The organism is Leptospira dzoumogneensis (assembly GCF_004770895.1).
GTDB classification, from domain to species: domain Bacteria; phylum Spirochaetota; class Leptospiria; order Leptospirales; family Leptospiraceae; genus Leptospira_B; species Leptospira_B dzoumogneensis.
In genome coordinates, this window is the sequence record NZ_RQHS01000018.1 from 466,630 (window position 1) to 478,515 (window position 11,886).

The window sequence follows — 11,886 nt, forward strand, 5'->3', positions numbered from 1 at the left end:
TCAGATGATCGACTACCAAAATCGGCGCATTACATTTCGCGAATCTACTTCTCCTTGGATCCATTCTTTCTCCTTAGAGACGATCAAATGTTTGATCGTTTGCCGAGGACCGGTTCGAAAAGAGGCAATGGAAATTTTCGACCAGATCGGGATCAGAGAATACGGTATCTTACTTTCAGAAAAAGATTCAGTCGTTTATCCGATGGCACTCGCTCCTGAACTTAGAGATTTTAGATTTCCTTCTAATATCCACAGAGTTCCCGATTATATGGGAGCCGGCGCAGAAGAAAAAGCAGCAAGGATCAAACAGATCATCCAAATCGCAAAAGATAACGGATATACTCATATCTTTGCCGGTTACGGATTTATGGCGGAAGATTCCGAGTTCATCGAGGCAATCGAAGAGAGCGGAATTACTTTCATGGGACCTTCTTCTCATGTGGCTCACCAAGCCGGTTCTAAAGACGAGGCAAAAAAGTTAGCACGTAAACTGAATGTTTCCGTAACTCCCGGTGTGGATACTATCTCTGCGACTTGCCTTCTCAAAAAAGCAAAAGACGAAAAAGCGTTAGTTGCTCTTGCGAAGGAAAAAGGACTGAATTATACTTATAATTCTTCCATCTCTTTGGAAGAAAATGCGGAAAGCTTATTATACGCCGGTTACGAGAAGATCGTAGAATTAGTAACTATTCCCGAATTACAGGCTCAGGCGGAAATTGAAACCGCGGAGATCTGGAAAAAATACCCAAGCAACCGTATCCGTTTCAAATACGTGGGCGGTGGCGGTGGAAAAGGCCAAAGGGTAGTTTCCAAACCGGAAGAAGTAAAAACAGCAGTACAAGAAATATTATCAGAATCTAAAGTAACCGCCCCGGGTTCCAACAGGAACTTTTTGATAGAATTGAATATCGAAAAGACCAGACACAACGAGATCCAGTTGATCGGTAACGGAGAATGGTGTTTGGCTTTAGGCGGAAGGGACTGTTCCGTGCAGATGCACGAGCAAAAACTTCTGGAGATCTCTCTCACTCAGGAACTTCTGCAAAACGAGATCGCAGTCCTTGAAAAAACATCTCCTAAAAAAGCGGAGATCATGAAGGCAGATCTTCAAGTCCTCAAAGAAATGGAAGAACAATCCGAAAGATTCGGACAAGCAGTCGCTTTAAATAGTGTTTCCACTTTCGAGTTGATTGTAGAAGGGACCAACCACTTCTTCATGGAGATGAACACCAGGATCCAGGTGGAGCATAGAGTTACGGAGATGGTATACTCTTTGAAGTTCATCAATCCTGAAAATAAATCCGAATTCTTTATCGTAGACAGCTTGATCGAGGCAATGGCGCTTCTTGCACTTCACGGAAAAAGACTGCCTAAGCCTGAACGTGTAGTCAGAAATATTTCCGGCGCAGAAGTTCGTATCAATGCTACCAATAAGGCAATCCAACCTCATGCAGGCGGGGTCATTTTAAATTGGTCCAAACCTCTACCGGAAGAGATCAGAGACGACCAAGGTATTTCCGTTAGAAATCCTGATACAGGTCTATTCGTACATTATAAAGTAGCTGGTGCTTACGATTCCAACATCGCACTTTTGATCACTTATGGAACCAGTAGAGAAGATAACCTTCGTAAACTTGGAAATATTCTCAGAAAGACCGAGCTTAGAGGCCAGGATCTACAGACGAACCTGCTTGTTCATTACGGTCTGATCCATTGGATTTTAGGAAAAGATCCTTTATTCAAACCTTCTACGGCGTTTATGATCTCTTATCTTGCAGCAGTAGGCGCTCTGGAAAGCCTAGGCAAGGATATTGATCTGGAAGTTGCTTGGACAAAAGTTCTTTCGAATGCTCCTGCAGAAGGAAAAAAGGTACTCTCCCGCAAACTAACTTTGATCACAAGACCTCTCGGTGAATTATTAGCCGATGCTCACGTTTTAGCGGGCTTCTTAGGTTATCATGAAAATGTTTCCTGGAAGATCGAAAAAGACCAGGTGGTTTGGGTCCGAAACCCGATCCATATTCTTTCCGATCTTTATTATTATCTGCATATGGAAGGAGAATTACACCAATCTCCATCCGAGCAGATTTGGGATCATGACCAACAAGTTTTACAATCTGCATTAGCATTTTATAAAGAACTGGAAAAACTTACCGGTAAAAAAGCGGATTCAGCCGATTGGGATTCCGTATTTGCAGGTAAAGCTCCTGCAGGTGTGGATGCTGGTGTTTGGGCAAATGCAATCTCTTCTCATAAAGGATTCCAAATCGGATTAGAATTGCTTAAAATCATTCCGAACCTCGGGAACAAATCCGGTTTCTATAAACTGGGAGTAGATGAGAACTTAGAACCGGTAATCCCTGAAGAATTTAAGAAGGCGGACACAAGAGACGCATTCATTAAATTTTTGGCACCGGCTCCTAAGGCGAGCTCCGACGAGATCGTTTCTCCTATGGGTGGAATGTTCTACTCTAAGGAAGCTCCAGATCTTCCTCCGATGGTGCAAGAAGGGGAGCATTTTAAAGCGGGCCAACCTTTATTCATTGTAGAAGTAATGAAGATGTTCAATAAGATCACTGCTCCATTCTCCGGAACCATTAAGAATGTGGTTCTGCAAGACAGTGATGGAAAGATCATCCAAAAAGGCCAGACAATCTTCAAGATCGTTCCGGACGAAGTAGTTAAGATCGAAACTCCGGAAGAGATCCAAGATAGAAAGAATAAGGTTACTTTTTCACTTCTATAAGTTTATCACTTCTAAGATTTTCGTCGGTGACTAACCGGCGAGAATCTCGGAGGGAACATCTCCTAAGGAAAGTATTTTTTCCGCAGCTCCTCTCTCTATCGCTTCTTTAGGCATACCAAAAACAACGGAACTTGCCTCGTCTTGAGCGATTGTTCTTCCACCTGCTTGCCTGATCTCTAAAAGCCCTGCGGCTCCATCGGATCCCATACCTGTGAGTAAAAATGCTTTCGCATTACGTCCTACATGTTTTGCTACGGAATGAAATAATACATCCACGGAAGGTCTATGACGATTTACGAGTGGCCCGTCAGTAATCCTAACTATAAATTGAGCACCACTTCCGACCACTTCCATATGTTTATTCCCCGGGGCGATGAGCGCCATCCCTTCCTGGATCCTATCCCCGTCTTTTGCTTCTCTTACGGTGATCTTACATATCTTATCTAAACGATTCGCAAATGCTTCCGTAAATTTTTCAGGCATATGTTGCACGATGACTATCCCGGGACTATTTGCAGGTAGAGAAGTGAGAATGTCCTCTAGTGCGATCGTTCCACCGGTAGAAGTCCCAATCGCTACGATCCTATCGGTAGTTGCAATTTTTGTAAAATCCAGTCCGTTCGTTTTGGTAGAAGTAGCCGGAATTTGATGTTTGAGCTTGGAAATGGATGCGGAACGAATACATTCTCCCAGATAAACCGCAGAATCTTCTAAAAAATCTTTTAAGCCGATCTTCGGTTTGGTTACAATCCCTACCGCACCTTCTTTTAGCGCAACCCAAGCTGTTTCCGAAGATTCTTCCGCAAGAGAAGAACAGATCAATACAGGGGTAGGGTGAGTGTGCATGATCTTTTTTAAAAAGCTGATTCCGTCCATTCTAGGCATTTCAATATCCAGAACGATCACATCCGGCCATCTCTCGGACTTACCTAATTTTTCCAGAGCAAATATAGGATCGGGAGAAGATCCGATCACTTTTATATCCGAATTCATTTCCAAAACTTGTTTGAGTACGGATCGGACCACTGCGGAATCATCTATAATATATACGTATATCATATTATACTAATTTTTAGGATTTTCCATATATACTTCTCCGTCCCAAAGTGAGAAATATATTTTTCGGTGGGATTTTCCTCCGGTATTGGAAGCGGTTAGATCTATATTCGCTTTACGGACCAGATCCAGGACGGACTCCACATTTTTTTCGCCTATTTCTACGATCTTTTTTACTTCTTCCAGTTTATCCTCTTCCGGAGAGAACATAGAAGCTCCTCCAAAAATTTTACATACGAATCTGCCCGGTCTTTCTCCCAATTTTTGGAATTGTTTTAGGAAAGATTCCAGGGCGTCGTCCGCATATTTTGGATGAGGTTCCGGAACATGAGAAGGCCTTTTAGGAAGCATGATATGAGCCATTCCTCCCACCTTTGAATAAGGATGCCAAAAACATAATGCAACACAGGACCCTAAAAGTGTGCGGATCCTAGTTCCATTCTCTCCCCAGTAAAAACCTCCGGGCTGCAGAAAAATATCCCGAACTATTTCAGGTTCCATATTTAACCTGCGGAGACTACGTTAGCCGCTTCTTCTTTTGTTTCCTCTAATGCGGTCAATTCTTCTACGGTTAATAAGCGGAGAAGGTTAAGCAAAAGAATGAATCCGCTTGTTTGCCTTGCCATACCCGCTAAAAAATCCACACGTATCCTGGAACCGAATGTAGGAGGTGGTTCAATTTCAGAAGAAGGTATACTCAATACTTCGTATACAGCTTCCACGATGAGACCTATATCCATCCTGGCGCCATTCACAGATTCAGGAACTTCTACGATTACGATACAGGTCCTTTTATCAGGAGAATGTTTCTTTCTGAAAAACTTATCGCATACATCCAAAACCGGGACCACATTTCCTCTTAGATTGATTACCCCGGGAATAAAAGAGGGCATCATAGGAACCGTGGTCACATGAGTGTATTCTAGGATCTCTTTTACGTTCAGAAGTCCAATTCCGAAAGTTTCCTCTCCGATCTTAAAGGTCAAATACTGGTTGTCTTCGAAAGTGCTCACTGTCAAACCTCAGTATTTTTCGAACTTAGGTTTATCAGGAACACTTACAGTCCTCACTGCCGCCAAACTTTTGGATCCATTGCCTGAATTTTCTCTTCCCTGAGATTCCTTACTCAATCGGAAGAATAATACGGATTCTCTTAAGGATTCAGCCTGGCTATTCATCTCTTCAGCAATCGCAGCTAATTCTTCCGAAGCGGAAGCATTCTGTTGAGAGACCTGATCCAACTGTCCCATTGCCTTATTGATCTCGACTACTCCTGAAGCTTGTTCTTCACTGGAAGCAGTGATCTCTTGTACCAAATCTGCAGTTTTTCTAATATTCGGAACGATCTCGCTGATGAGTTTTCCAGCTTTTTCTGCGATTGCCACAGAAGATACTGCAAGGCTTGAGATCTCATTTGCGGACTTTTGGCTTCTTTCCGCAAGTTTTCTGACTTCGGAAGCTACTACTGCAAATCCTCTTCCATGTTCTCCTGCTCTCGCCGCTTCAATGGCTGCGTTCAAGGCGAGTAGGTTGGTCTGGTAAGCAATGTCCTCGATGATGGAGATCTTTTCTGCGATCTGTTTCATTGCAGTCACTGTCTCGGTTACAGATTTACCTCCATCTTCCGCATCTTTTGAAGATTGGCTCGCTATCTGTTCAGTCTGTTTGGAATTGCTTGCGTTTTGATCAATAGAGGCTGTCATTTCTTCCAAAGAAGAAGTAGTCTGTTCCACGGAAGCCGCCTGCTCGGAAGCACCCTGGCTAAGTGAATTTGCAGTAGAGGAAACTTCTCCCGCAGAGCCGACTAAACTTCCCGCTTTCATGACTATATCGCCCATGATCTCGTTCAGTTTGTCGACTGTGGTATTTCCGTATTCTTTCAGTTTACCGAATGTTCCGAAATATTCGTTCTCTATTTTAGAAGTCAGATCTCCATTAGCCAATCTTTCTAGAGCATCCACCACTTCGGTCAGTCCGGTCTCGCTGACTTGTAAGAATGAATTGATACCTTCTCCTAAACTTCTAAAGAAACCGTCTTTTCCTTCTAACTTGACTCTCGTTTTGAAATCACCTTTTGCTGCGGCGCCTACTATCTCTTCGATCTCTTTTTGGACCGCTAATTCTGCAGTAATATCGGACCATTCTACCACCGCTCCTAATCTTTGTCCTTCAGAGCTTAAGATAGGATTTGCGATCAGGTTGAAAGACCTTCCTCCAATAGTGATCGAAGATTCATAGGTGCTATTCAAATTCGCCAATAAGTTTCTTTGATGTGCTGGGTTTTTATGGAAAGTATCAATGTTAGTTCCAAGCAAACTTTGCAAATTGAAAGAGGCTAATTGTTTTCTAATGTCTCCTTCGCCGTTTTGGAACATCTTGTATACTGCCTTATTCATATACTTGATGTTGAAATCATTATCAGCGATCATCACGTTGGTGGAAGCATTGTCTAATGCCACTTTAATACGAGTTAACTCGTCATTTTCCTGTTTGCGGGCTTCCGCAACTTTTTTCTGCTCGGTCACGTCGGACCATTCCACCACAGCGCCCAATCTATCTCCGTTGTCGGTGAGAATTGGATTGGCAATCAGATCGAATGTTCTTCCTCCGATTTCTATACTGGATTTGAATGTATTAGTAAAGGAACCGAGTATTCCTCTTTGGTGAGCCGGGTTTTTGTGATAAGAATCTATATTTGATCCAAGCAATTTGTTCAAATGAAAATTGGTGAGTTGTTTTCTAATATCAGTCTCACCTATCTCGAACATCTTCACGATCGCTTTGTTCATATATTTGATATTCAGATGAGTATCAGCGATCATAATGTTTGTGCTGGTATTATCCAAGGCGACTTTGATACGAGTAAGCTCCTCATTTTCCTGGCGTCGGACTTCCAACATTTTCTTTTGCTCGGTAACATCCGCCCATTCCACTACGGCTCCCAATCTGTCACCGGACTCCGTCAAAATTGGATTGGCAATCAGATCGAAACTTCTACCGCCAATATCAATATTCGAACGGAACGTTTGGTTCAGATCCTTTAAGATATTTCTCTGGTGAGCCGGGTTTTTATGATAGCTATCTATATTCGACCCCATCAAAGATTCCACCCTGAATTGGCTGAGTTGTTTTTTGATATCCTCTTCCGCATTCCCGAACATCTTACGAATGGATTTGTTCATGTAGGTGACCTTTAAATTTTGGTCGGCCATCATGATATTCGTAGTCACATTGTCCAAAGCAGTCTTGATCCGAATGAATTCTTCGGAATCGTAGTTGACGGCAGTAACTATACTTCCGGAAGAGAAAGGTTTTAGGTAAATCACCAATGCAGGCAAGAGAAGAGTGCCAAATATAGCAAACAAGAAATGATAATATGCCGGACCTTCTTTCTGGACAGGAATAGAAAGTGAGGATTTGGATTTTTCCCAGTTAGATTTCAATTTTTCTAATTTAGGTACTGAATTTTCAGAGATCTGATTTAGAAAATTCTCTCTAGTATCTTTTGCCTGGATCCCCAAAATCCCTTTTGCAGCCAGGATACTTTCTTGGAGAGAATCCAAATCATTCTGGAATTGTTGCGGGTCATCAGTGTCCTTTGAAGCTGAAAAAAATACTTTTAGATCGGATGAGATCTTGTTTTGGATCATTTTTAGATCTTCTAATTTAGAAGATAGGGAATCCTTACTTTGACCGGGAAGAAATAAAGAATATAGACCGGATTCATAATCCTTTAGTTCCGAATGTATCGTTTCGGAAGAGACTGAAATTTTATCCGTAGATCCGGTCTCGAATCCATGATCATACAGATAACTCCAACCGGCTGATCCGAATGTCAGGACTATTCCTAACAATAATGACCAAACAATTACGCTTAATTTTAATTTACCCTGTCCCATACGATTTACCTATACTATAAATTAATTATTCCTTTATTATTTAAGTTCATTCAACGAGCGAATGTCCTGTCTCTCAAATTAGTTCTTTGGATCTTTAATAGGGAATGAAGACCAGGTACGTCCAGGATGAACGCGATCTTCCCTGTGCCTAAAACGGAGGTCCCGCTGATACATTGTATCCCTTTGAAAATTTCATTCAAAGGTTTGATTACCGATTGTATTTCACCTAGTAGATCGTTGACTAGGATCCCGAAATTCCTACCGTCATGTTCTAAAACAAGAACGTTCTTTCTTCCTTCGTCGGGATCAGGCAGACCTAAAAATCTTCCTAAGTGTAGAATAGGAAGAACTTCTCCTCTTAAATTGATAGAGCCTGCAATTTCTTCCGGCAGAAGTTGGAGTTCAGATTCCATTGTCTCTCTTACCCAATCCATTGGTACAACGAAGTAAGAATCACAAGATCTAACTAAAAATCCATCTATGATCGCGAGTGTAAGAGGAAGTCGAATCGAAAATACGGAACCTTTTCCGAATTCGGATTGTACATTCACTGATCCTCTTAAGGATTCTATATTACGAAGTACTACATCCATTCCTACACCTCTACCTGAAAGGCTCGTAACGGATTCCGCAGTGGAAAATCCAGGCTGGAAAATAAGATTAAAAATTTCTTGTTCGTTTAATACTTGGGCAGGATCTATCAGTCCTTTTTCAATCGCCTTTTGCCTGATCTTTTCATGATTGATCCCTTTTCCATCGTCCGAGATCTCTATCGAAATACTTCCTGTGGAATGAGAGGCCTGGATCTTCAATTTCCCTCTTTGTGATTTTCCAAGATTTGCTCTTTCTTGGCTGGGTTCTATTCCATGATCTAAAGCATTTCTTAATATATGAACGATCGGATCGTTTATTTTTTCGATCACCGAGCGGTCTAATTCCGTTTCTCCGCCTAAAATTTCAAAGTCCACTTCCTTTCCGAGTTCCAAGGAAATATCTCTTACGGTTCTTCTATATTTTTCGAAAAGTTCTCCTATAGGGACCATTCTAAGCGCCATTGCAGTCTCTCGTATCTCTCCTACGAGTCTGGAGAGTATTTCCGCAGACTCGTTTAAGTCCGAGTCTTCCTTGTCCGCAAGTAAACGACCCAGGCTTGCTTCCGATATAATCAACTCTCCGACAAGATTCACTAATTGATCTACTTTTGCGGAGTCTATACGTATTAGTTTAGGGACGATCTGAGTGATTTGTGATTTTTCAACTTCAGACTTTTTGGAAGATGATTGTTCTTTAGAAGTTTCCGTAGACTGAGTAGAAATCGGCGCCTGAAAACGTAAGCCCTGTAATTCTAACGCCTTGAAATATTCTTTTTTTTCGCAGGGAACCTCGTTTGCGATCGTATGAAATATTTCTTCGGAAGAATTTGGAGGAACAACTCTTAAAAAGGAAGAATCCTTTACGAAAGAAAAAACGGATTCCAGGTCCTTCTTCTCCGAAGAAGTTTTAAGCTGGACCTCGTATCCTAAATAACAATTTTCAGAATCCCAATGATCCCAATCCGGTAGTTTTGTTTTATAAACATATAAATATTGGATCTCTCCGATATTCCTAAGATATTTTAAGAAAGAGAATGGATCCATTCCATCCTTAAATATATTTTCTCCAGGGAAGAATGTGATCTGCCAGTCGGAATTAACTGTTCCTTGTTTTTCAATCCGAGCCGGGGAGGAATCACTTGCAGGATTTTTAATTTCCTTTTTCTCGGAAGTTTTTCCGGTAAATTGCCGGGCTTCCTTTATGATCTTCATCTGTTCAGCTTCTAATTCGCTGTTTAAATTTTTCCCAGGAACCGGATCTTCCACAATTCGTTTTAAATGATCTATCGCTCTTAATAAGAAGTCTATTTTCGCCGGATCTAATTCCGTTTTTCCCGATCTGGCAAGGTCGAGTAGGGTTTCCAGCTCATGTGAACATTCTTCTATGGATTCGTATCCGAACATTCCTGCTGTTCCCTTTACAGTATGAACGGAACGGAACATGGAATGAATAGCTTCCTCGTCAAATTCTCCTTTTTCCATACGAAGAAGATACAGCTCGGCTCCGGATAATAATTCCAGGGATTCCTGTATAAATGCTTCTTTGATCTCTGAAAGATCCATTATACCTTCTCCAATCCGTACGCAAACTTAAAGGAAGAAGAATCCTTTTTAGAGATCCGGATACGATCTTGAAAGAATCCGATCAGACCGTACAGATCATAAAATTCTAGTAAACAATTCGGGTGATTTAAGATCGCAAGGTCCCAGGATCTATATAAGGAATCTTTTTTGAGTAAAATTAAGGATTGAACAAAACTGGAATCCACCTTTTCTAAGGCGGATGTATCTATCTCTATCCGGATAGGACTTTTATCCAAAAGTAACTGCAGCTTGGACTTCCAATCTGCCGCATAATAAATAGAAGCCTCTCCGGAAAGATCCAAATGAAAGATCGGTCTGGAATTCTTTTGGCCGAGTTCAGATACTTTAATTTCCAAAGACATAAAATTATACGAGTAAAACCTGGATCGTTTTTAAAAGTTCTTCCGGAGAAAACGGTTTAGTAAGCCAAGCTTTAGCTCCTGCTTTTAAACCTTCATTTTTGAGTTCATCTTGGGATTCAGTCGTAAGCATAATGATAGGAACGAATTTATGATTCGAATCTTCTTTGATAGCCTTAACGAAAGATATGCCGTTCATATTGGGCATATTCATATCGCTCACCACCAGATCCACTTTGCCTTCTTTCAACTTTTCCAAACCTTGTAGTCCGTCTTCCGCTTCAATTACGGAAAAAGACGCCTGGGAAAGATGGAGGGTGAGTATCTTCCTAAATACGGCTGAATCATCCACGATTAAGATTTTTTTCATATTCTCCTTCTTGTCATTCTCACTGAATGGGTAATAATAGTTCGCTCATCACACAAAGGCGGACCTGTTCCCCCGTGTGGTCTTTTGCATTATGAATAAAGAATAGACCGTTGTGTTTTCTGAGTATCTGATCCACTGCGGTGAGCCCTAGACCTAAACCGAATTTTTCTAAGTGAGATACACTTTCTACAGGAGGATGAATACGAAAGAACGGTTGTAACACGAGGCTTTCATGTTTTTCGTCCACACCTCCGTAAGGCCTTTCATCTACGATATTTTTCACTACAACGCAGAAATAACCTTGGTTGATGCTTGTGAATACTTCTAAAGAAGTTTTGGAGGCGCAGTACTTATATGCGTTTAAGATCACTTCTTCCAATGCGAGAAGGAACAGATCCACCTCTATATCCAGCTCCACTTCTTTTTTCAAAACGGGCAGCGCAAGTCTAAGTCCTTTCTTTTCCAGATAAGGCAGAATGAATTCACTGGAATGTTTGATCTTTTCCACAAGTTCTGACGCCTTGATCTTTTTCTTTTCCAGATTCCGATTGATGATCTCTAATAGCTGGGTAAGTCCCTTGAGTAAGTTTTTAGTGATTTCCTGATTTTCTATCACCAGGTTCATCATACTTTTATTAATTAGATAATTATCCCCATCCTCTTTCATTTCCGTCTTGATCATGTCCAAAAGACTGATGATCGCGCCTATCCCTGATCCCTGAGACAGGGAAGTCTGCAAAGAATGTATGGAGGATTTTTCCCAGGATTCGTCTCCCGCCTTTCTTCTGGTTTCCTTATAGGTCAGCCATTCCAACTGATTTCTAAGTTTAAGACTTTCCGCTTCTAAGATCGCTGCCTCGCTTGCTTTTAAGAAACGATAATCCACTGCTTTGTTTAGTGCCTTATGGAATTGGTCCGGAAGGATTGGTTTGATAATATAATCGAATACACCTAACTTCATCACCTCGATCACAGTATCCGTGGAATCTAATGCAGTTTGAACGAGTATGGTCGCGTCCGGTTGGAATTCCTTCAATCTCTGGATGAAAGTAGGGCCGTCCATCACAGGCATCATAAGATCCACTATATAAAAGGAATATTTATTCGACTTTGCCATCTCCAACGCTTCCTCTCCATTGGAAGCGGACTGGTATTGTATCCCGAACTCATCGCAAAGAGCTTCGAGCATTAGAGTATTTTCCAACTTGTCCTCTACTAGAAGTATTGGATCTCGGACTACACTCTTTCTCTCTTGTTTATTTTTGATTACGGAACTTAT

General features: G+C 41.4%; 9 protein-coding genes. 1 reads left to right on the top strand and 8 read right to left on the bottom strand.

Annotation, left to right across the window (positions count from 1 at the left end; genetic code table 11):
* Nucleotides 1–4 precede the first annotated feature (4 nt).
* On the top strand, nt 5–2,746 hold the full coding sequence (locus EHR06_RS13075) for an ATP-binding protein (protein WP_135757405.1): 2,742 nt from the start codon (nt 5–7) through the stop codon (nt 2,744–2,746).
* A gap of 30 nt (nt 2,747–2,776) precedes the next feature.
* Here the strand turns inward: EHR06_RS13075 and EHR06_RS13080 are convergent, their stop codons facing one another.
* The 8 genes from EHR06_RS13080 to EHR06_RS13115 are packed head-to-tail and all read right to left on the bottom strand — an operon-like array spanning nt 2,777 to nt 11,886.
* The gene (locus EHR06_RS13080; RefSeq protein WP_135757406.1) at nt 2,777–3,805 is read right to left on the bottom strand and encodes a protein-glutamate methylesterase/protein-glutamine glutaminase; all 1,029 of its coding nucleotides are present in this window, start codon (nt 3,803–3,805) and stop codon (nt 2,777–2,779) included.
* A 6-nt stretch (nt 3,806–3,811) separates the two neighbouring features.
* On the bottom strand, nt 3,812–4,303 hold the full coding sequence (locus EHR06_RS13085) for a chemotaxis protein CheD (protein ID WP_135757407.1): 492 nt from the start codon (nt 4,301–4,303) through the stop codon (nt 3,812–3,814).
* A gap of 2 nt (nt 4,304–4,305) precedes the next feature.
* A complete protein-coding gene (locus tag EHR06_RS13090; protein ID WP_135757408.1) occupies nt 4,306–4,815 on the bottom strand; it encodes a chemotaxis protein CheW in 510 nt (169 codons plus the stop codon).
* A 9-nt stretch (nt 4,816–4,824) separates the two neighbouring features.
* Nucleotides 4,825–7,701: a methyl-accepting chemotaxis protein gene (locus tag EHR06_RS13095; RefSeq protein WP_244288588.1), complete on the bottom strand. Its 2,877-nt coding sequence runs from the start codon at nt 7,699–7,701 to the stop codon at nt 4,825–4,827.
* A 50-nt stretch (nt 7,702–7,751) separates the two neighbouring features.
* Nucleotides 7,752–9,857, bottom strand: a complete 2,106-nt coding sequence (locus tag EHR06_RS13100; protein ID WP_135757409.1) for a chemotaxis protein CheA — start codon at nt 9,855–9,857, stop codon at nt 7,752–7,754.
* Nucleotides 9,857–10,240, bottom strand: a complete 384-nt coding sequence (locus EHR06_RS13105; protein WP_135757410.1) for an STAS domain-containing protein — start codon at nt 10,238–10,240, stop codon at nt 9,857–9,859. The genes EHR06_RS13100 and EHR06_RS13105 overlap by 1 nt, the downstream gene beginning before the upstream one ends.
* 4 nt (nt 10,241–10,244) lie before the next feature.
* Nucleotides 10,245–10,607 (bottom strand): response regulator, encoded by a 363-nt coding sequence (locus EHR06_RS13110; protein ID WP_008591692.1) that lies wholly within the window; start codon nt 10,605–10,607, stop codon nt 10,245–10,247.
* 19 nt (nt 10,608–10,626) lie between these two features.
* A complete protein-coding gene (locus EHR06_RS13115; protein ID WP_425269501.1) occupies nt 10,627–11,886 on the bottom strand; it encodes an ATP-binding response regulator in 1,260 nt (419 codons plus the stop codon).